The organism is Streptomyces sp. NPDC088762, assembly GCF_044750905.1.
Taxonomy (GTDB): domain Bacteria; phylum Actinomycetota; class Actinomycetes; order Streptomycetales; family Streptomycetaceae; genus Streptomyces.
Window position 1 is genome coordinate 290,052 of record NZ_JBIVKT010000005.1, and the last position, 20,470, is coordinate 310,521.

At 74.3% G+C, this 20,470-nt stretch carries 17 protein-coding genes and 1 pseudogene; 10 read left to right on the plus strand and 8 right to left on the minus strand.

Annotated features, from left to right (window positions below; translation table 11 throughout):
* The first annotated feature begins 125 nt into the window (after positions 1 to 125).
* Positions 126 to 380, plus strand: a complete 255-nt coding sequence (locus tag ACIP5M_RS15530) for a hypothetical protein (protein WP_401196925.1) — start codon at positions 126 to 128, stop codon at positions 378 to 380.
* On the opposite strand, the gene ACIP5M_RS15535 is transcribed toward ACIP5M_RS15530, so the two are convergent.
* Positions 370 to 1,359: a LacI family DNA-binding transcriptional regulator gene (locus tag ACIP5M_RS15535; RefSeq protein ID WP_401197220.1), complete on the minus strand. Its 990-nt coding sequence runs from the start codon at positions 1,357 to 1,359 to the stop codon at positions 370 to 372. The genes ACIP5M_RS15530 and ACIP5M_RS15535 overlap by 11 nt on opposite strands.
* A gap of 188 nt (positions 1,360 to 1,547) precedes the next feature.
* On the opposite strand from ACIP5M_RS15535, the gene ACIP5M_RS15540 reads away from it, so the two are divergent.
* Complete coding sequence (locus ACIP5M_RS15540; RefSeq protein ID WP_401196927.1) at positions 1,548 to 2,585, plus strand: NUDIX domain-containing protein; 1,038 nt, start codon at positions 1,548 to 1,550, stop codon at positions 2,583 to 2,585.
* Position 2,586: 1 nt separating this feature from the next.
* Here ACIP5M_RS15540 and ACIP5M_RS15545 read toward each other — a convergent pair whose 3' ends face one another.
* Complete coding sequence (locus tag ACIP5M_RS15545) at positions 2,587 to 3,291, minus strand: MBL fold metallo-hydrolase (protein WP_401196930.1); 705 nt, start codon at positions 3,289 to 3,291, stop codon at positions 2,587 to 2,589.
* A gap of 185 nt (positions 3,292 to 3,476) precedes the next feature.
* Positions 3,477 to 4,841: a dipeptidase gene (locus tag ACIP5M_RS15550; RefSeq protein ID WP_401196933.1), complete on the minus strand. Its 1,365-nt coding sequence runs from the start codon at positions 4,839 to 4,841 to the stop codon at positions 3,477 to 3,479.
* A 179-nt stretch (positions 4,842 to 5,020) separates the two neighbouring features.
* On the opposite strand from ACIP5M_RS15550, the gene ACIP5M_RS15555 reads away from it, so the two are divergent.
* Entirely contained in the window at positions 5,021 to 6,364 is a 1,344-nt protein-coding gene (locus tag ACIP5M_RS15555; RefSeq protein WP_401196935.1) for a geranylgeranyl reductase family protein, read from the plus strand.
* A 445-nt stretch (positions 6,365 to 6,809) separates the two neighbouring features.
* Here ACIP5M_RS15555 and ACIP5M_RS15560 read toward each other — a convergent pair whose 3' ends face one another.
* Positions 6,810 to 7,292: a nitroreductase/quinone reductase family protein gene (locus ACIP5M_RS15560; RefSeq protein WP_401196938.1), complete on the minus strand. Its 483-nt coding sequence runs from the start codon at positions 7,290 to 7,292 to the stop codon at positions 6,810 to 6,812.
* A 149-nt stretch (positions 7,293 to 7,441) separates the two neighbouring features.
* Here ACIP5M_RS15560 and ACIP5M_RS15565 point away from each other — a divergent pair, with 149 nt between their 5' ends.
* Together ACIP5M_RS15565 and ACIP5M_RS15570 are read left to right on the plus strand one after the other, a co-directional pair.
* Positions 7,442 to 8,140: a TetR/AcrR family transcriptional regulator gene (locus tag ACIP5M_RS15565; RefSeq protein WP_401196940.1), complete on the plus strand. Its 699-nt coding sequence runs from the start codon at positions 7,442 to 7,444 to the stop codon at positions 8,138 to 8,140.
* Between the two features lie 168 nt (positions 8,141 to 8,308).
* Positions 8,309 to 9,268: a spherulation-specific family 4 protein gene (locus ACIP5M_RS15570; protein ID WP_401196943.1), complete on the plus strand. Its 960-nt coding sequence runs from the start codon at positions 8,309 to 8,311 to the stop codon at positions 9,266 to 9,268.
* Positions 9,269 to 9,300: 32 nt separating this feature from the next.
* Here the strand turns inward: ACIP5M_RS15570 and ACIP5M_RS15575 are convergent, their stop codons facing one another.
* Positions 9,301 to 10,044 carry a maleylpyruvate isomerase family mycothiol-dependent enzyme gene (locus ACIP5M_RS15575; RefSeq protein ID WP_401196946.1) on the minus strand — a complete coding sequence of 248 codons (744 nt, stop codon included), beginning with the start codon at positions 10,042 to 10,044 and terminating at the stop codon, positions 9,301 to 9,303.
* A 49-nt stretch (positions 10,045 to 10,093) separates the two neighbouring features.
* Here ACIP5M_RS15575 and ACIP5M_RS15580 point away from each other — a divergent pair, with 49 nt between their 5' ends.
* The 3 genes and pseudogenes from ACIP5M_RS15580 to ACIP5M_RS15590 form a co-directional block, all read left to right on the plus strand.
* Positions 10,094 to 10,747, plus strand: a complete 654-nt coding sequence (locus tag ACIP5M_RS15580) for an alpha-ketoglutarate-dependent dioxygenase AlkB family protein (protein ID WP_401196949.1) — start codon at positions 10,094 to 10,096, stop codon at positions 10,745 to 10,747.
* Between the two features lie 121 nt (positions 10,748 to 10,868).
* The gene (locus ACIP5M_RS15585) at positions 10,869 to 12,233 is read left to right on the plus strand and encodes an ROK family protein (RefSeq protein WP_401196952.1); all 1,365 of its coding nucleotides are present in this window, start codon (positions 10,869 to 10,871) and stop codon (positions 12,231 to 12,233) included.
* 36 nt (positions 12,234 to 12,269) lie between these two features.
* Positions 12,270 to 12,760, plus strand: a pseudogene (locus ACIP5M_RS15590) (transposase family protein); the annotation flags it as partial.
* A 197-nt stretch (positions 12,761 to 12,957) separates the two neighbouring features.
* Here ACIP5M_RS15590 and ACIP5M_RS15595 read toward each other — a convergent pair.
* On the minus strand, positions 12,958 to 13,506 hold the full coding sequence (locus tag ACIP5M_RS15595; protein WP_401196954.1) for an ATP-binding protein: 549 nt from the start codon (positions 13,504 to 13,506) through the stop codon (positions 12,958 to 12,960).
* Between the two features lie 198 nt (positions 13,507 to 13,704).
* On the opposite strand from ACIP5M_RS15595, the gene ACIP5M_RS15600 reads away from it, so the two are divergent.
* Positions 13,705 to 14,868 carry a PLP-dependent cysteine synthase family protein gene (locus tag ACIP5M_RS15600; protein WP_401196957.1) on the plus strand — a complete coding sequence of 388 codons (1,164 nt, stop codon included), beginning with the start codon at positions 13,705 to 13,707 and terminating at the stop codon, positions 14,866 to 14,868.
* 109 nt (positions 14,869 to 14,977) lie between these two features.
* Here the strand turns inward: ACIP5M_RS15600 and ACIP5M_RS15605 are convergent, their stop codons facing one another.
* Positions 14,978 to 15,466, minus strand: a complete 489-nt coding sequence (locus tag ACIP5M_RS15605) for an SRPBCC family protein (protein ID WP_401196960.1) — start codon at positions 15,464 to 15,466, stop codon at positions 14,978 to 14,980.
* A gap of 65 nt (positions 15,467 to 15,531) precedes the next feature.
* Here ACIP5M_RS15605 and ACIP5M_RS15610 point away from each other — a divergent pair, with 65 nt between their 5' ends.
* On the plus strand, positions 15,532 to 18,027 hold the full coding sequence (locus ACIP5M_RS15610) for a hypothetical protein (protein WP_401196962.1): 2,496 nt from the start codon (positions 15,532 to 15,534) through the stop codon (positions 18,025 to 18,027).
* Here the strand turns inward: ACIP5M_RS15610 and ACIP5M_RS15615 are convergent.
* Positions 17,978 to 20,431, minus strand: a complete 2,454-nt coding sequence (locus ACIP5M_RS15615) for a right-handed parallel beta-helix repeat-containing protein (RefSeq protein ID WP_401196965.1) — start codon at positions 20,429 to 20,431, stop codon at positions 17,978 to 17,980. The two genes, ACIP5M_RS15610 and ACIP5M_RS15615, sit on opposite strands and share 50 nt — an antisense overlap.
* Positions 20,432 to 20,470 lie beyond the last annotated feature (39 nt).

The window sequence follows — 20,470 nt, forward strand, 5'->3', positions numbered from 1 at the left end:
TTCCCGAACAGGACGGAACAACGAGGAACCGACGGTCGGTTCGCGGGACTTCGGTACCGGTTCGCTTCCCTACGGGTTCGTTCCATCGGCGTGGGCCGAGGGGCGGCAACCGCTGCAATGGGGTCATGACCACTTCTCAGCAGCCCTCGCAGCCGTCTCACTCCTCCGCGGCGCCCCCGCCCTGCCCGCCGCCCGCGCAGCCGGGCGACGAGCCGTTCCTGTCTCTGCACTCCGCCGTCGTACTCCTCGGCGCCGTACTGATCGGCATCGTGGTGGGCGGCCTCGGCCACCTCGGCGGCGTGCACCCGGCCCTGGCGGTGCTGGCCGGGCTCACCGCCGCCGGTGGGGCTGTGCCGGTGCTGCGCGCCCTCATCCGCTGACCGGGGGGATCTCGCCCGAGCCGCGGGCGATGAGCCGGGTCGGGAGTTCGATGCGGGTCGGGGGGAGGTCGCTTCCGGCCAGGCGTTGGAAGAGGCGGTCCGTGGCCACGCGGCCGAGGGTGGCGGCGTCCTGGGCGACCACCGTGACGCCGGGACGCAGGAGGTCGGCCAGCTCGAAGTCGTCGAAGCCGACCAGGGCCACCGGGCGGTCCCGGTCGGCGAGGACCCGTACCACCGTGACCGTCACCCGGTTGTTGCCGGCGAAGACGGCGGACACCGGCTCCGGGCCCGCGAGCATCGCGCGGGCCGCCGCCGCGACGCGGTCGGGGGCCGTGGAACCGAGGGAGACCCAGGATCCGACCACCGGCAGGCCCGCGTCCGCCATCGCCGCCCGGTAGCCGCGCAGGCGCTCCGTCGCCGTGTGGATGCGCGGGTGGTCGCCGATGAACCCGATCCGGCGGTGGCCGCCCGCGATCAGGTGGGCCACCCCGTCCCGGGCGCCGCCGAAGCTGTCCGAGAGCACGACGTCCGCCTCGATCCGGCCGGCCGGGCGGTCCACGAACACCGTGGCCACGCCGGCCCGGATCTCCGGCTCCAGGTAGCGGTGGTCGTCACCGGCCGGAATCACGATCAGCCCGTCCACCCGGCGTGCGCACAGCGCGAGCGCCAACTCGCGCTCCCGTTCCGGGTCCTCGGCGCTGGAACCGTTGATGAGCAGGGCGCCGTGTGCGCGGGCCACCTCCTCCACGGCACGGTTCAGCGGACCGTAGAAGGGGTCGGCGAGGTCCTCCAGCACCAGGCCCACGGTGGCGGTACGGCCCTTGCGCAGCACGCGCGCGCTGTCGTTGCGGCGGAAGCCGAGGGCGTCGATGGCCTCCTGGACCCGCCGCTCGGTGTCGGGGGTGACCCCCGCTTCACCGTTGACCACCCGCGACACCGTCTTCAGGCCCACGCCCGCCCGGGCCGCCACGTCCTTCATGGTCGGCCGGTTGCCGTAGCGGGGATCGGACGGGCGGCGGCTGTGGGGCACGGTGGGAAACCTCCGGAGGTATCGGGCAGCGCTCTGACCTTGAGGATAAGCAGTAGGCCGAGAGTGAGGTTTCCGTGGCAGGGTGGTGCGGGCAAGCCACTGGGGGCTCCGGACGAGCCATGGGGAGAGGGGTAGACGTGATTGTCTGGATCAACGGCACATTCAGCGCCGGAAAGACCAGCACGGCCCGCGAACTGACCGGAATCCTGCCGGAAAGCACCCTGTTCGACCCGGAGTTCGTGGGGGACGCGCTGCGAGTGCTGCTGCCGCGCAAACGCCTGGCAGAGGTCTCCGACTACCAGGACCTGCCGAGTTGGCGGCGGCTGGTGGTCGACACGGCCGCGGCGATGCTCGCGGAGGTGGGCGGGACGCTCGTCGTACCGATGACCCTGCTCCGGCAGGAGTACCGGGACGAGATCTTCGGCGGGCTGGCGGCCCGTCGGATCCCGGTGCGCCATGTGCTGCTGGCCCCGGCGGAAACGATCCTGCGCGAGCGCATCGCGACCCGGGAGGAGCCCGGGGCACCGCAGGAGGTGGACCTCCGGGTCCGCCAGTGGGCGTACGACCACATCCCGGCCTACCGGCAGGCGCTCGGCTGGCTCACCGCCGACGCGCACGTCGTCGACAACGGCGCCCTGTCCCCGCGGGAGACGGCCGAGCGGATCGCCGAGGCCGTCCGCACGGACACGGCACGGGTCAGCGAGATCGTGCAGAGCCCGGAGCCCACGCGGGAGACCGTGGCCTCCGGCGTGCTGCTCTTCGACGAGCAGGACCGGGTCCTGCTCGTCGATCCGACGTACAAGGCGGGCTGGGAGTTCCCGGGCGGCGTCGTCGAAGCCGGAGAGGCACCGGCCTGTGCGGGCGTACGGGAGGTCTCCGAGGAACTGGGACTCGAACTGGACCGTGCGCCGGGGCTGCTGGTCGTCGACTGGGAGCCCCCGCAGCCCCCCGGCTACGGCGGGCTGCGCCTGCTCTTCGACGGCGGCCGCCTCCCGGACGGCGCGGCCGAGCGCCTACGGCTCCCCGGCCCGGAACTGCGGGCCTGGCGCTTCGTCACGGAGGCCGAGGCCGCCGACCTCCTCCCGCAGCACCGCTACGAGCGCCTGCGCTGGGCCCTGCGCGCCCGCGAACGCGGCCGCCCCCTGTACCTGGAGGCGGGCGTCCCGACCGGCTGAGTCAGGCCTGGGCCGGGGTGTCGGCCGCGGCCTTGGCGAGGGCGGCCGCTGTGTCGGCCGTCAGGGGATCGCCGTGACCGAAGCAGGCCGTGGACGGAGAGAGCGCGGCCAGGCGGTGGAAGGACTCGACGGCCCGCGCGCGGTCCACGTTGAAGACGCCCAGCATCAGCGGGCCGACGGCGGCGATGCAGTCCCCCGCGAACAGCACGCCGTGGTGCGGGAGATGGATGCCGATGCTGCCGTCCGTGTGTCCGGGGGCGTGGACCACGTACGCCCCGTCCCCGAAGCCCAGGGCGTCGCCGTCCTCCAGCTCCTGGTCGACCGGGGTGGGAGGGGCCTCGGGGACGACGTCGAGGGCGTGGGTGTACAGCGGCACCTCCCAGTCCAGCAGCACCGGTTCGGGCACCGGCTGCTCGCCCCGGATCACGGGCGCGTCCAGCCGGTGCGCCATGATGCGGGCGCCGTGGCGCGCGGCGAGCTCGCCGGCACCGCCGAAGTGGTCGCCGTGGCAGTGCGTCAGGACGATCCGCTCCAGCCGTTCGGGCAGCAGCCCGAGGGAGCGTATCGCCTCCTCGACCGCGTCCGCCTGGCCGGCGTAACCCGCGTCGATGAGGGTGAGGGCTTCTCCGTCCTGCCAGAGGTACGCCTGGCCGATCGGGAAGCGGAGCATGTGGAGCCGGTTCGGGATGACTTCTACAAGATCCATGCGCCCGACGCTACGGCCGCCGGCCCGCCCCCTGCACACGAATTCACCGGGAGCGGAGTCCGCCGAGAGCGGACGGGGCCGACTCCGGCCCCGCCTGCGTGTGGGCGTGGGGCCCGGGGCGGAGCCCGGGGCCGCCTGCGCGCCGCCGCCCCGGACCCCGCACCTCAACACGGGCCCCGCCGGGATCATCCGCGCTTGGACTCCGCGTAGTTGACGAGGAAGAGGGCCTCCGCCACCGACAGGCGCTCCAACTCCTGCGGCGACACGCTCTCGTTGACCGCGTGGATCTGCGCCTCCGGCTCGCTCAGGCCGATCAGCAGCATCTCCGCCTGCGGGTACAGCTCCGTCAGCGTGTTGCACAGCGGGATCGAGCCGCCCATGCCGGCGATCTGCATCTGCTGGCCGGGGTACGCCGTCTGCAGCGCCGCCGCCATCGAGGCGTACGCCGGGCTGCTCGTGTCCGCCTGGAAGGGCTGGCCCTGCCCGACGACCTCCAGCTCCAGGCGGGCCTTCCACGGCGTGTGCGCCACCAGGTGCGCCTCCAGCAGCTTGATGGCGGCCGAGGTGTCCACGCCCGGCGGCACGCGCAGGCTGATCAGCGCGCCGGCGCTCGCGTGTACCGACGGGGTCGCGCCGACCACGGGCGGGCAGTCGATGCCCAGCACCGTCACGGCCGGACGGGCCCACAGCCGGTCCGCGATCGTGCCGTCGCCGATCAGCTCGACACCGTCCAGCACCTTCGCGTCGGCGCGGAAGTCCGCCTCCGGGTACTGCAGGCCCTCCCACACCGCGCTCGAGTCCAGCCCGTCGACGGTGGTCGAACCGTCCGCCGCGCGCAGCGAGTCGAGTACGCGGATCAGCGCGGCCAGCGCGTCCGGCGCGGCGCCGCCGAACATGCCGGAGTGCAGGTTGCCGCCCAGCGTGTCGATCTTCACCTTCAGCAGGGTCATCCCGCGCAGGGTGGCCGTCACCGTCGGCAGGCCGAGGCGGAAGTTGCCCGCGTCGCCGATGACGATGGTGTCCGCGGCCAGCAGCTCCGGGTGCGCCTCCGCGTACTGCTGGAGGCCGCCGGTGCCCTGCTCCTCGGAGCCCTCGACGATCACCTTCACGCTGACCGGCACGCCGCCGTTGGCCTTCAGGGCGCGCAGCGCCAGCAGGTGCATGATGAACCCGCCCTTGCAGTCCGCGGCGCCGCGCCCGTACCAGCGGCCGTCGCGCTCGGTCAGCTCGAAGGCGGGGGAGATCCAGGCGGCGTCGTCCAGCGGCGGCTGCACGTCGTAGTGCGCGTAGAGCAGAACGGTCGGCGCACCCTCGGGGCCGGGGAGGAAGCCGTACACCGACTGGGTGCCGTCGGGGGTGTCGAGCAGCGCCACGTCCTGGAAACCCTCGACGCGCAGGGCGTCCGCCACCCAGTTCGCGGCGGCCTCGCTCTCGCTCTTGGGGAACTGCGCCCAGTCCGCCACCGACTGGAACGCCACCAACTCGGTGAGCTCCTGCTTCGCGCGGGGCATCAGCGAGGCGACGGTCTCGGCGATCGGATTCTGGGACATGGGCACGCTCCTCTTGGGTGCGACGTTGTTCTCAGTGATACGCCGCCCGGATCCGCGGGGTCGGCGTATGCCGGGTACGGCGAAGACAGTCGATCCTCGCACAACAGAGCGGGGCGGAGTCTCGCCGTAGGATTTGCCCGGCATCGGAGCAACCGGGTGATCAGGAGCAGCAGCACATCGTGAGCAGCGACGACGACGTACGCGACGCAAGCGCAGGACAGGCCCGCGACGCAAGCGCAGAACAGGCCGCGCAGGCGGCCGGTGACGAGGTGGCCGGGGGGACCGGGGGGACCGGGGGGACCGGCGACGTGTGGGACGTGGTCGTGGTCGGGGCCGGACCGGCCGGCTCCTCCGCCGCGTACGCGGCGGCGAGCGCGGGGCGGCGCGTCCTGCTGCTGGAGAAGGCCGAGCTGCCCCGGTACAAGACCTGCGGCGGCGGCATCATCGGCCCCTCGCGCGACGCCCTGCCCCCGGGGTTCGTGCTGCCCCTGAAGGACCGCATCCACGCCGTCACCTTCTCGATGGACGGGAAGCTGACCCGGACGCGGCGCTCGAAGCAGATGCTGTTCGGGCTCATCAACCGGCCGGAGTTCGACGCCGGGCTGGTCGCCGAGGCCGAGAAGGCGGGCGCCACCGTCCGTACCGGTACGGCCGTGGCCCGCGTCGAACAGCACGGGGCTGCCGTGCCCGACCGGCGCACGGTGGCCGTGGTGCTCGCGGACGGGGAGACGGTCCTGGCCCGGGCGGTGGTCGGCGCGGACGGCAGCGCGAGCCGGATCGGCGGGCACGTCGGCGTCGAGATGGAGCAGGTGGACCTCGGCCTGGAGGCGGAGATCCCCGTCCCGGAGACGGTGGCGGAGGACTGGAAGGGGCGCGTCCTGATCGACTGGGGACCGCTGCCCGGCAGTTACGGCTGGGTCTTCCCCAAGGGCGACACCCTGACGGTGGGGGTCATCTCGGCGAAGGGGGAGGGCGCCGCGACCAAGCGGTACCTGGACGACTTCATCGCCCGGCTCGGACTGGCCGGCTTCGAACCGGCCGTGTCCTCGGGGCACCTGACCCGCTGCCGCAAGCCGGATTCGCCGCTCTCGCGCGGCCGCGTGCTGGTCGCGGGCGATGCGGCCGGGCTGCTGGAGCCGTGGACCCGGGAGGGGATCTCCTTCGCGCTGCGCTCGGGGCGCCTCGCGGGGGAGTGGGCGGTGAAGATCTCCGAGGCGCAGGACGCGGTGGACGCGCGCCGCCAGGCGCTGAACTACGCCTTCGCGGTGAAGGCGGGCCTGGGCGTGGAGATGGGCGTCGGCAGGCGGATGCTGACCGTCTTCGAGGCCCGGCCGGGACTGTTGCACGCGGCGATCACCGGCTTCCGGCCGGCGTGGCGGGCCTTCGCCCGCATCACGCGGGGCTCGACGACCCTGGCGGACATGGTGCGCACGTACCCGCTGGCGCGCAGGGCACTGCACCTCCTGGACGCCAGGCAGGCGTCCCGCGGCGCGGGGGCCGGCGGGGGGCAGGAGTCGGCGTAGGCGGCCTCGGCGGGGCGGGCGGGGTGGGGGCGAGGCGCTGCCGCAAGGGCGAACGGGTGGCCCGGCTGGTACCCGCCCCGTGCCCGCGCCCTTGCCTGTGCCCGTGCCCGTTCCGTGATCGCGCGCTGATCGCATCGGCGGCCGAGCCCGCGGCCGTGCCTGTGCCTTTGCCGCTACCTGTGATCGCGTGCTGATCGCATCGGCGGCCGTGCCCGCGCCAGCGCCCTTGCCGGTGCCCGTGCCCGTTCCGCGGCCCTGATCGCGTCGGCGGCCGTGCCCGTGGCCGCCCCGTGCCGTTGCCCGCGACCTGTGATCGCGCGCTGATGGCATCGGCGGCAGCGCCCGTGCCCGCTTCCGGACGCGCGGCCGTGAGCACTGCTCTCGGAGCGGCCGGCCGGGTGTGCCGCCCGCAGCTCGGACCTGTGGCCGCGGTGGGGGAGGCGGGTCAGTTCGACACCACGATGCGGAAGACCGGGTGGTCGGCTGCGGCCGCCTGGAGTTCCGCGTCGGAGGACTGGGCGCTGACGCCCTGGAAGAAGGCGTTGACCTCCCAGCCCCACTTCTCCAGGTAGGTGCGCAGGATCGCGGCCTGCTGGACCGGGTCGGTGATCTCGGTGGTGGTGAAGGTGCGCACCTTGCGCCCCACGCGCAGTTCGCCGCCGCCCGCGACCCGCATGTTGCGGACCCACTGGGAGTGGCCGCGGGCCGAGACCAGGTACTGGGCGCCCTCGTGCAGGTGAGGATTGACCGGGATCCGCTGCATCCGGCCCGACGTGCGGCCGCGGACCGACAGCTCGGCGGAGCCGGCCAGGCTGATGCCGATCCGCGCCAGCTTGCCGAGGAGGGAATTGAAGCGCCGTGCGAGCGGACCGGCCTGGACGTAGTAGGGGGTGGACGGGGTGGAGGGGCGGCCTGCGTCGGCAGTCATGGGTGTCTCCCGGTGTTTTCGTCGTTGAGAGAGCACTGCTCTCGCTTGAGATCAGTGTGCACGGATCGGTGCGCTGAAACAAGAGCAGTGCTAATGGGCGCCGCTCCGAGTTTTGGGCACCGCTCCGCCCGCATGGCACACTGAGCCGCATGAACACCGTCCGGGGAGCCAGGGAACGGGCCCGCATCGAGGTCACCGCCGCCATCAAGGACGAGGCCCGCCGCCGTCTCGCGGCCGAGGGCGCCGCCAAGCTCTCCCTGCGCGCCGTCGCCCGCGAGCTGGGCATGGTCTCCTCCGCGCTCTACCGCTACTTCCCCAGCCGCGACGAGCTCCTCACCGCGCTCATCATCGACGCCTACGACAGCGTCGGCGCCGCCGCCGAGGAGGCCGACGCCCGCACCCGCGCCGCCGGGGCCACGCCCCACGCGCGCTGGATCGCCGTCTGCGAGGCCGTCCGCGCGTGGGCGCTGGAGCACCCGCACGAGTACGCCCTCATCTACGGTTCCCCGGTCCCGGGCTACAGCGCCCCCCAGGACACCGTCGGTCCCGCATCCCGCGTCGGCAACACCCTGATCGCCGTCCTCCGCTCCGCCTACGAGGGCCGCGGCCTCGCCCTGCCGCCACTGCCGGCCGCCCTGCGCCCCGAGGCCGACCGCATGACCGCCGACTTCGGCGAAGGCCTGCCCCCGGAGGTCACGGCCGCCCTGGTCGCCGCCTGGGCGCAGCTGGTCGGCCTCGTCTCCTTCGAGCTGTTCGGCCAGTTCAACCGGGTCGTCGAGGACCGGGACGCCTTCTTCGCCCACGCTGCGGGCCGGCTCGCCCACGGGGTCGGGCTGTCCGCCGTATGAGCGGGCCGGGCGGGGACTGACGGGGTTTCACGTGCCGTTGGGCGGGCGGTCGTTCGCCTGTTCCCGGCCCGTTTCCCGGGCCAAAACAGGCGGTTGCCCCTTGCACGGAGGGCCGTCCGTCTAGTCTTCCTCGGGTCGCCCCCCCAGCCGCCCGCCGGAGGAATCGTCATGCCCCGCGCCGTGAAGGCCCTGTACGCGCTCGTGGTCACCGCCTTACTCGCCGCGCCGGCCCCGGCGACCGCGCCCGCGGCCACCGAGCCGGCGCGCACCGCGGAACGCGAGAGCGCGGGGTCCCCCGCCACCTCCAGGGCCGCACCCCGGGTACCCGGCGTGCGGGGGGTGGAGATCGCGGTTCCCGCGTACGCCGGGGCGAAGGACCGGATGCTGGCGGAGCTCACCGCCACCGAGCCGGCGGCCTCCGTGGTGGTCCTCAACCCCGGAAACGGCGACGCCCCGTTCGACGCCCCGTGGCGGGCCCGCGCCGACGCGCTGCGCCGGTCCACCACCGCCACCGGCGAGAAGACCAAAGTGCTCGGCTACGTCCACACCGACCACGGCAACCGCGACATCGCCGCCGTCAAGGCCTCCGTCGACAACTACCTGCGGACCCCCGACGGCCGCCTCCACGTCGACGGCATCTTCTTCGACGTCGTCAGCCGCGACTGCGGCCCCGGCAACGCCACCCGCGACCACTACGCGGAGCTGCGTCGCCACGTCCAGGACACCATGCGGGCCGTCGACCCGGCCGCCACCGACTTCGTCGTCGACAACCCCGGCACGGCCATCGCCGACTGCTATCTGGAGCCGGGGCACCGGACCGCCGACGTGTTCGTCACGTACGAGGACACCTACGCCGCCTACACCGGCGGCGGATGGCCGGGAGGCAACGTCTTCGACCCCGTGAACGGCTACCGCCCGGGCACAGAACTCGACCCGAGCGGCACCGCGTTCTGGCACCTGGTCCACGACGTCCCGGACGCCGGGGCGATGCGCGAGACCCTGCGCACCGCCTTCGGCCGCGGCGCCGGCTACGCGTACGCGACCAGCGCGGCCATGCCCAACCCCTGGGACAGCTCGCCGGCCTGGGCGTTCCGCGACCAGACCCGCTACGCGGCCACCCTCGGCTGACGCGATCGTTCGCGGGGCGGCGCCCGCCGGGCTCAGATCCCGGCCGTCTCGCTCCACAGCCGGGCCAGCTCCGCGTCGCCCGTCACCCCCGGTCCCGTCAGCGGGAGCCGGTTCCACAGCGCCGCGTACAGCCAGGCCGCCTCACCGGACAGCTCGCAGTCCACCGGGTCGTCCGTGGCGCCCCGCACCGTGCGGGCCGGTTCCGCCGACAGGTGTACGGTCCACACCGCGCCCGTGTCGGTGGCCCGTACGCGCAGCACCCGCGGCTCCGCGGTGCGCACCCGGCTGCGCGGCCGTGCGTGGAAGCCCGTCAGCAGCTCGTCCACCCCGTCCTCCGCGAACCCGGGTTCCACCGGCGAGAACGGGACCCCGAGGGCCGCCTCCGCGTCCATCCGGTGCACGGCCGTCTCATGGGCCTGTCGGCGCGCCCAGAACGCCAGCGGCGAGGGCGGGGCAGTCGGAAGGAACGTCCAGCACTGCACGGCCGCCGGCGCCTCGATCAGGGTCCGCACCAGGGCCGCGTGCCCCTCGCGGAACCAGCCGAGCAGCTCCGCCCCGGTCAGCTGCGGTGCGTCCGGGAACGGCACGGGCTCCAGCCGCCCCTCCCCGACGAAGCCGGCCGCCCAGCGGTGCACCGAACCGGTGTGCTGCAGCAGATCGGCGATCCGCCACGGCGGACAGGTCGGCACGGGGGCATCCGTCCCGGCCCGTTCGGCCACGTCGGCGAGCAGCTGCCCGTCCCGTTCGAGCGTCTTTACGAATGTGGTGATCTCCATGGCGGGATTCTGCCAGCCGGGTCCCGGCCGCGCGCCGGACAATGGACGGGTGAATGGGGAACTCTTCCCGCGCGAGCGGACCGTGATCGCTCCGGGCGCCGTGCACGTGCCCGACTGGCTCGCCGACGCGGCACAGCGGGAGTTGCTGGCCGACTGCCGCGCCTGGGCCCGCCCGCCCGCCGGGCTGCGCACGGTCCACACCCCCGGCGGCGGCACGATGACCGCGCGGCAGGTGTGCCTCGGGCTGCACTGGTACCCGTACGGCTATGCCCGTACCGCCGTCGACGGCGACGGCGCCCCGGTCAAGCCGATGCCGCGCCGGCTCGCCGAGCTGGGGCGGGAAGCGGTCGCGGCGGCGTACGGAGAGCCCCTGGAACCCGGGGTGGAGTACGACATCGCCCTGATCAACTTCTACGACGGCGCCTCCAGGATGGGCATGCACCGCGACGCGGAGGAGAAGTCCGGGGCCCCGGTCGTCTCCCTCAGCCTCGGCGACAGCTGCGTCTTCCGCTTCGGGAACACCGCCTCGCGCGGTCGCCCGTACCAGGACGTGGAACTGCGCAGCGGGGATCTGTTCGTCTTCGGCGGACCGAGCCGGCTGGCCTACCACGGGGTGCCCAGGGTGCTGCCCGGCACGGGCCCGCCGGGGCTCGGCCTGATCGGCCGGCTGAACATCACCCTCCGGGTCGGCGGTCTCGGCTAGCGGTGTCCGGCGGACCGGGTCGGGCAGCCGGCGGTGCCCGGCGCCCCGGGCCCGGCCATGATCGGCCGGATACCTCCGGGGGCGGCGCCCGGCACGCTCCGATCATGCGAGGATCGGGAGCATGAACGGCAACGGGGCCCCGCAGCGGGTGGAGGATGTGACCACGGTGTCCACTGCGTCTGTTTCGGCGTCGGCGCCCGCCCCTGCCTCCGCCGCCTCTGCCTCCGCCTCCGCCTCCGCCTCCGCTTCGGCTTCGCCTTCGACTTCGACGAGGACCAAGCTGGAACGTGGCCGTGGTGCGCTCGGCCCGGCGCTGGAGCTCGTCCACACCGGCCGCGCACCGACCCGGGCCGTCCTGACGGCCGAGCTCGGCGTCACCCGCGCCACCGCCGGAGCCGTCGCCGCCGAGCTGGAGGCGCTCGGGCTGATCCGGGTCGACTCCCGGCCCGGTGGCGCGGGCGCTGCCCAGGGCCGCGGCGCGGGCGGCGGCCAGGGCCGGCCCTCGCACCGCCTCTCGATCGACGAGAACGGCCCCGTGGCACTCGCCGCACAGGTCCACCCGGACGGTTTCCGGGCCGCTCTCGTCGGCCTCGGCGGCCGGATCGTGGCCACCGCCCCCGGCAAGATCACCGTGTCCGCCGACCCGGCGCAGGTCCTCGGCGCGGTGGTGGACGCCGGGGCTGCGCTGCTCGAGGAGACGGGCCGCCGCTGTGTCGGCGCCGGGCTGGCGGTGCCCTCGGCGGTCGCGGAGCCGGAGGGCACGGCGCTGAACCCGCTGCACCTGGCCTGGCCGCCCGGTTCTCCCGTACGGGCCATCTTCGCGCAGTGCGTGAAGGCGGCCGGGATCGACGGCCCGGCGCTGACCGGCAACGACGTGAACCTCGCGGCGCTGGCCGAGCACCGGCACGGCGCAGGGCGCAGCGCGCAGCACCTGCTGTGCGTGGCCACCGGGCACCGCGGCGTGGGCGGCGCCCTGGTGCTGGACGGGCGCCTACACAGCGGGAGTTCGGGCCTGGCCCTGGAGGTCGGCCACCTCACCGTCAACCCGGAGGGGCGACCCTGCCACTGCGGCGGCCGCGGCTGCCTGGACGTGGAGGCGGACCCGCTGGCCTTCCTCACCGCGGCCGGCCGCACGCCCGGGCCCGAGGTGTCGCTGCTCCAGCAGGCGCGCGATCTGCTGAGCGCGGAGTACGAGGAGCCCGCGGTCCGGGCGGCCGCCGAGGAACTGATCGACCGCCTCGGGCTCGGCCTCGCGGGCCTGGTCAACATCCTGAACCCGGACCGGATCATCCTGGGTGGGCTGCACCGGGAGCTGCTGCACGCGGACCCGGAACGCCTGCGCGCGGTGGTCGCGGACCGCAGCCTGTGGGGGCGCAGCGGGGGCGTCCCGATCCTGCCGTGCACCCTGGACCACAACAGCCTGGTCGGCGCCGCCGAGCTGGCCTGGCAGCCGGTGCTGGACGACCCGCTGGGCACCTTGGCCTGAAGGGTGTTGCAGAAGGCTCCCTGTTGGGCGTTTTAGTACCGCACCAACCTCACGATGTGGCAGCTCGCACCGCTCTTCGGGATCTCTCCGGCCACCGTCTGCCGGGTCGTCCAGCAGCCCCGCCGGCTGCTCGCGCTGGAGCCGGCTCCGCGGCCGGTCACCGCCGTCTAGCGGTTATGGACCGCGGACGGCACCCTGATACCGGTCCGCGACCGGAAGGTGGGCGCCCCCTCGCGCGACTACCGGGTCGTCGCCTGTCCCGCCCGGCACCAGGCCACAAAGCCGACGCCCACGTCTGGTGCGAGTCGGACCTGCCCGCCAAAGCCGCGGGGAGCACGGTGATCGCGGATGGCGCCTACCTCGGCACCGGCCTGATCGTCCCCCACCGCAGAAGGGCCGGACGCCCCCTCCTGCGCGGACAGGAGGAGGACAACGCCGAACACCGAAGGGTCCGGGCCCGCGTCGAGCACACCTTCGCCCGCATGAAGAACTGGAAGACTCTCCGCGACTGCCGCCAAAAGGGCGACGCCAGGCCTTGGGTCGTGTCGTCAAAGTCCCGCCTGGCCGGCGCGGCTCGGGCTCCGGGCTGTCGGCCGTCTGGGGCCGGACCGCCCCCGGCCGGCGGCCTGGGCGGGGTCGGGCCGTGTGGTGCCGGGGGCGCGGGTGGCTCGCCGGGGTGCCGGGTGTGCGGCGGGGGGCGGTTCGGGGGGCCGGCGGCCATGCGTCAGCCGGGCCCGGTGCTGACCGAGGCGGCTACCGACAGGCCCGTCGTGACGGCTCCGGGGTCCACGGCGACGAGTGCCGACCGGGCGGGTTCTCGTACGGGCTTCACGTCGATCCGTACCGGCACCGGCTTCGCGGCCGGCGCCGGCGCCGCCGTGAGCGAGAACCACACCACCTTGCCGGATCCGTCGGCCCGGGGCCGCGCGCCCCATGCCTCGCTGAGCGCCTCCACGAGCGCGAGTCCGCGCCCGCCGGTCTCCATGGACTCCCCATGCGGAGCCCGGAGCACCGGCAGGCGCGGATCGCTGTCGATGACCGAGACCGTGAGCCGCCCGAGGCGGAGTTCGATCTCGACGACGCAGGTCTTGTCCGGCTGCGCGTGGAGGTGGACGTTGCTGAGCAGCTCCGTCACACCGAGCGCGGCCCGGTCGATGAGCGGATCGAGCTGCCAGTGGCGCAATTGCGCAGAAACGATTCTGCGGATCTGACCGATCCGGCACGGCAACGCCTGCAGTTCGACGACACAGTGCCTGCGGGAATGACTGATCACGGCTGCGACTCCCCGACATGAGTGTTACGGGTGCTGCACCCTCAGTAATGCTCCACCAGGGTCACCCACGGTGCGCCGCAGTGCAACCGAACGCGATCGAAAGCGATGTGCATGGAAACCCAAAGTGACTGTTTGCGCAGGTGAGGGAGGTACATTGCGAAAGCAGGGGGCGAATACACGCACGAAGGAGCACGGCGCATGAGCACCACCGGCACCACCGGCACCACCGGCACCACAGCCACCACCGGTACGTCGGCCACGACCCTCGACGTCGACCGCAGCGACGCGGAGTACCGCGCCTGGCTCAAGGAGGCCGTCCGCAAGGTCCAGGCCGATGCCAACCGCTCCGCGGACACGCACCTGCTGCGCTTCCCGCTCCCCGAGGCCTGGGGCATCGACCTCTACCTCAAGGACGAGTCCACGCATCCCACGGGCTCCCTCAAGCACCGTCTCGCGCGCTCGCTCTTCCTCTACGCCCTCTGCAACGGCTGGGTCCGTCCCGGCCGCCCCGTCATCGAGGCCTCCTCGGGCTCCACCGCCGTCTCCGAGGCCTACTTCGCCAAGCTCATCGGCGTCCCCTTCATCGCCGTCATGCCGCGCACGACCAGCCCCGAGAAGTGCCGTCTCATCGAGTTCCACGGCGGTGAATGCCACTTCGTCGACGACTCGATGAAGATGTACGAGGAGTCTGCGCGGCTCGCCGAACGCACCGGCGGCCACTACATGGACCAGTTCACCTACGCGGAGCGGGCCACCGACTGGCGGGGCAACAACAACATCGCGGAATCGATGTACCAGCAGCTGAAGCTGGAACGTTTCCCCGAGCCCGCCTGGATCGTCGCGACCGCCGGCACCGGCGGCACCTCCGCGACCATCGCGCGCTACGTGCACTACATGCAGCACGACACCCGCATCTGCGTCCCGGACCCGGAGAACTCCTGTTTCTTCGACGGCTGGACCCGCAACGACCCGCTCGCGAGCAGCGATTGCGGCTCGCGCATCGAGGGCATCGGGCGGCCGCGCATGGAGCCGAGCTTCGTGCCGGGCGCCATCGACCGGATGATGAAGGTGCCGGACGCGGCGAGCGTCGCCGCCTGCCGCGCCCTGGAACAGGCCATCGGCCGCAAGGCGGGCGGCTCCACGGGCACCGGGCTGTGGAGCGCCCTGAAGATCGTCTCGGAGATGGTGGCCGAGGGCCGTACCGGCAGCGTCGTCACCCTGCTCTGCGACCCGGGCGACCGCTACCTCGACAAGTACTACTCCGACGCCTGGCTGGCGGCGCAGGGCCTCGACATCGCCCCGTACGCCAAGACGCTGGAGACGCTGCTGTCGACGGGAGTCTGGCGCGAGCCCTCGGCCTGACGCCCTTGACGCGCCTGACGCGCCCGGGGCGCGGCGGGCGGTGGACGACGGGCGGTGGGCCACGCGTGACGGGCGCCGCGCGGCGGCGAGGACCGCCGGCCCGTCCCGGCTACTGATCCGCCGCGCGACGGGCGGCGAGGCGGCCGTCCAGTGTGCGGACCGCCGAGCGGAAGGAGTGGCCCAGGCCCGGGCGGAACGCCTTCAGGGCCAGCCGGAAGGGGACCGGGCCGTCCGCGGCGAAGGTCCACCGGACGTTCGTGCCCGAACCCGCCGGCGTCAGCCGCCACTCCTCCAACAGGGCCCGCACACCCGGGGCGTTGGTCTCGTCCACCCGGTACGCGTAACGCCGCTCCGGCTCCGCCGCCATGACGGTCTCCTGCATGCGCACTCCGCCCATCAGCCCGATCTCCCGGCCCGCACCCCCGTGGGTGGGTCGGGCCAGCGTGACCGCCCTGAACCAGCGCGGCCAGCCCTCGACTTCGTCGGCCAGTGCCCGGTACACCGCCTCCGGCGGCGCCGCGGCCACGGCGCTGAAGGCCAGCCGGACCGGCGCGTCCTCGATGAAGTCCAGCCCCACCGGGCGGAGTCGGCGAGCCATGGCGGTACCCCCTGGGATCCGGAACCGGACGTGCGTGCGCGTCACCATAGCCGGGTGCCCGTGAGATGTCCGCTGCGGAGGGGAACGGAAGTCCACCGGGCCCGGCGCGGGGACTGGGCAGGTGCCCCGGGGTGCGGGATGCTGGGGCCGTCGCATCCGGGACGTTCACGGAGGCCGCCGTGACGGACAGCCCGCAAGGCAACCCCGAAGGGAACCCGAAAGGGAAGCCGCACAAGAGCACGCCCCTCGCCCTCGAGCTCCTGGTCCACGGAGTCGCCGGCGCCGCCCCCGCCGAGCTGCTCGGCGACCCGCGGACCGTGCGCGTCACCGGCGACTCCACCGCCGCCGTCTTCCGCCGCACCGAGGACGCCGACGCCGAAAACCACCCCGAGCGGTACGCCGGGCGGCCCGTCCCCGAGGCCTACTGCTGGTCCCGGCTCACCTCCGGCAACGGAGCGCGCGCCCTGTGGCTCCTGCTGCTGCCCTTCATGGTGGCCAACCTCGCCCACTGGGCCCGGCCGGCCGCCCCCGCCGCCGATCCGGCGCCGCGCGCGGTGCGCACGTACGGCGTCCTCGTACGGGTCCTCGCGCTCAGCCTGACCGTGCTGCTGATCGCGGCCGCCTGCGAGGTCGCGCTCGACCTCTTCGCCTGGCAGTGCGCGGGCTCCGCCCCCTGCACCGCCGACCGCTCCTGGGCGGGGTTCCTCGCGGACGGCGGCTGGTGGGCGCAGCCGGGGCGCCGGCTCGCCCTCGGCGCCCTGGTCCCCGCCGCGCTGACCGGGCTGCTCTGGCTGCTGTCCAACCGCACGTGGAGCGCCTACGAGTCCCAGCCGCCGCCCGCGGGCGCCCCCGATCCGGACACCGCCTCGGACACGGCGCCCGCGCTCGGCCGCCCCGGATTCTGGTACGGGCGCAGGCTCGTGGCCCGGCTGCGGGCCGCGCACACCGCCGCCGGACTGCTCACGGTGGCCGCGGCGGTCGCCGCTCCCACCCTCCGCCACGACCGCCGGGCCGGCGCCCCCGTACTCGAAGCCCTCGGCTGGGCCCTGCACCTGCTGCTCGCCGCCGGGGTGCTGACCGTGGCGTGGGTCGTCTGCCGGCGCGGCCGTACCGAGGCCCGGCCCGACCACCGGCTGGACCGGGCCGCCGTCACCCTGCTGCCCGGAGCCGCCCTCGCCCTGCTGCTCGCCGTCCTCCTCCACGCGTGCTGGTCGCGCCCCGGCTGGACCTCCGCCGGGCGGCTCCCGGGAGATTTCGCCTTCGGGGTGCTGATGCTGGGTCAGGGCTGCTGCGTGCTGGCCCTCGCCGCCGTCGCCCGGTACCTGCACCGCCGGGCCCCGGATCCCGCAGCGGCCCTGCGCGGCCTCGGCGGGCCCGCCGTCGCCATGCTCGGCTGTGCGCTCGGCGGGGTGATGTCCGGCGGGGTCGCCCAGCGCGTCGCCGACTGGCTGGACGGGGGAGGGACCCCCGGGATGGCCGGCGCACCGCTGCCCGGGCCGCCCGTGTTGCTGTCGTGGCAGGCCGCCGTACTGCCCCCGCTGCTCCTCGTACTGGCCCTGCTCGCCGTCCGGTTCGCCGTGCGCGGGTCCCGGGCCAGGCGGCGGCTGGCCGCCGGGATCGCCGCCGAGTACCCCGGCGAGGCCCCCGACGGGGCCCGGAGCCGCCGGATCGCAGGGGCGCGGGCCGCCGCGGCGCTCACCGACTCCGCGCCGTGGTTCGTGGCGGCCGTCTGCGGGGTCACGCTGCTGCTCGGTGCGGGCGCACTCGCCGGAGCCTGGCTCAGCGGGCAGGTCCCCGGCGAGGCGGCCCGCGGGAGCGGCCCGCTGCTGGAGGCCGCCGCGCGCGCCGCCCAGGACAGCGGGTCCTGGCTCATCGGCTTCGGGTTCGTCCTCTTCATCACCTGGGGCCGCCGCGCCTACCGGGATCCCGCCGCCCGCCGCACCATCGGCATCCTGTGGGACGTCGGCACCTTCTGGCCGCGCGCCGCCCACCCCTTCGCCCCGCCCTGCTACGCCGAGCGCGCCGTCCCCGACCTGACCTGGCGGATGACCGGCTGGACCGCCCGCACCGGCGGCCGCCTGGTCATCTCCGGCCACTCCCAGGGAAGTGTGCTCGCCGCGGCGGCCGTCTGGCAGCTGCCGCCGCCCGCCCGCCGCAGGGTAGCCCTGCTCACTTACGGTTCCCCGCTCGGCCGCCTCTACGGGCGCTGGTTCCCCGCCTACTTCGGCCGCGGTCCGCTCGCCGTCCTGCACGGGGAGGTCGACTGCTGGCGCAACCTGTGGCGGGCCACCGACCCGATCGGCGGTCCCGTCCTGCCCGGCACCGCCGAGGGCGTGGACCGCGGCCCGCTCCCCGACCCGGTCGCCTACGGGCGCAGCGCGCTGCATCCACTGCCGGCGCCGATCCTCGGCCACTCCGACTACCAGGCCGACCCGGCCTTCGCCGCCGAACGCGACGCCCTGCTCCGGCGGTTGGGCGCCGCCGAACCGCCCTCCGTGCCGCCGCAGCGGCTCAGCACGGAGCCGGCTGCGCCGGCAGATCCGCCGGGAACAGCAGCGTGAGTTCGTCCGTACTGGGCTCCGACAGCTGCGCCACCCGACCCGCGTGCCGCTCGACCATCGACTCGAAGGTCTGCCGCGCGGTGCGGCCGTTGCCGAAGGCGGGCCCCTTCGGCAGTTCCGTGAAGTACGCCAGCAGGGCTTCGGCCGTGCCCTCGCCGAGCCGGTACTCGTGCTCCTCCGCCTGCTGCTCCACGATCCGCAGCAGCTCCTCGGGCCCGTAGTCGCCGAAGGTGATGGTCCGGGAGAACCGCGAGGCCACACCCGGATTGACCGTCAGGAAGCGTTCCATCTCCGCCGTGTAGCCGGCGACGATCACCACCACCGCGTCCCGGTGGTCCTCCATCAGCTTCACCAGCGTGTCGATGGCCTCGCGCCCGAAGTCCCGGCCGGAGTCCTCCGGAGCCAGCGCGTACGCCTCGTCGATGAACAGCACCCCGCCGCGGGCCCGCTCGAAGGCCTCCTGCGTGCGGATCGCCGTGGAGCCGATGTGCTCGCCGACCAGGTCCACGCGGGACACCTCGACCAGGTGCCCGCGCTCCAGCACCCCGAGGGAGGCCAGGATCTCCCCGTACAGCCGGGCGACCGTGGTCTTGCCGGTGCCGGGGGAACCGGTGAAGACGAGGTGCCGGCGCACCGAGGCGGCCTTGAGGCCCGCCTGCTGCCGCCGCCGGCCCACCTCGATCATGTCGGTGAGCGCCCGCACCTCGCGCTTGACGCTGTCCAGGCCGACGAGAGCGTCGAGCTGGCCCAGCACCTCACCGGATCCGCGGGCGCCCGCGGCCGCGCCGCCCGCTTCCGGCAGGTCCGCGGGCCGGGCCACCGGCACCGGGGCGGCCTGCTGCGCCGTGGGGCTCTGGGCTGCCGTGGCCGTACGGGTCCCCGCCCCAGCCCCGGCGAACCCGCCGCCCGCGGCCGTCTGGGCCGCCGTCCGCGAGCCGGACTCGTCGCCGGTGCAGTCCTCGGCGACCGGCCCGTCCTCGGCGAACTCGTACCCCCCGCGCGCGCAGCGCTCGGTGTGGCAGCGGGACAGGGTGGTGCGGCAGCCGTCGATGACGTGGAAGCCGAAGCCGGAACTGCCCGTCACCCGGCATGCCGTGAACGTGCCGCGGCCGCCCGCCGAGACGTAGAACCCGGCTTCGGCGGGGGAGGTGACCGTGCACCGCTCCACGGCCGGGTCGGCGCCCTTGGTGACGATCACGCCGGTCTGCACGGCGTCGATGGTGCAGTTGGCGAGGGTGCCGCCGCTGCCGTGGTCGCGGAACCAGGCCCCCGTCGCCGCCTCCCGGATCCGGCAGTCGTCGAGCTGCGCGGTGGCCCCGTCGCTCACCGAGACCGCCGTGTTCCGCACCTGGGACAGATCGCTGTCCACCACGTCGACGCGCGACCCGCGGTCGAGGACGAACAGCGCGTCCGGCACGTCGTGCACCCGGCAGTTCTCCAGCGAGGCCGTGGCGCCGTCACTGACCCACACCGCCGGATAGTCGCCCGTGCTGTCGTGGATCTCGCAGGACTCGGCCTCGACCCTCGTGCCCGGGTCCCACACCGACAGGCCGTTGCGGCCGAAGCGGCGCACCGTGGTGCGGCTGAGCGTGAGGACCGAACGGGACCGCAGGTCGACCGCGTTCTCCGGGATGTCGTGGATGTCGCAGCCGGCCAGGGTGAGCACCGCGTCGGTGTCGAGGGTGACCCCGTCCGCCGTGGTGCGGTGCACCGCGCAGTCCGTGAGCCGGGCCGTGGCGCGCGCGGCGACCTGCACGCCGGTGCCCTTGATCTCGTACACCTCGCAGCCCAGCGCCTCCAGGCCCGAACCCTCGCCGGTGACCCCGATGCCGGCGCCGGCGGAATGGTGGATCCGGCAGCGCTCCAGCCGCGGGCGGCCGCCGCCGCGGACCGAGATGCCGCTCTGCCCGGCGGCCACGACCTCGCACTCCTCGAACACTCCGCCGCCGCCGTCCAGAACGGCGATCCCGACACCCGTCGGATTCTCCACGGTGCACCGGCGCACCAGCGGCCGGGCCCCGCTGCCGCGGACCTCGATGCCGGCCGCCGACCGGGTGCTCACGCGCAGATCGGTGAGCTCGGGGCAGCCGTCCTCGACGAGCAGCGCGGGAGCGGCCCGGTCCTGGCCCTCCAGGTGCAGGTCCTGGACCACGGCGGAGGCCCGCACCGTCAGCGCCACCCCGTCGAGCGGGGCGATCCGCACCGACCCCAGGCCGCCCTCGGGCCCGCGCAGGGTGACGGCGTGGTGCAGCACCAGGTTCTCCCGGTAGGTGCCGGGGGAGATGGACAGCACGTCCCCGTCGCCCGCGACGGCCAGTGCGGCGGTCAGCGTCGGATACTCACCGGAGCGGCGGCGCCACCGCGAGGCCCCGCCGTGCGTCACCTGGACCGTGCCCTGAGCCATGGTGCTGTCGTGCCCCCACCCTCGAATTCGCGCTGCCGA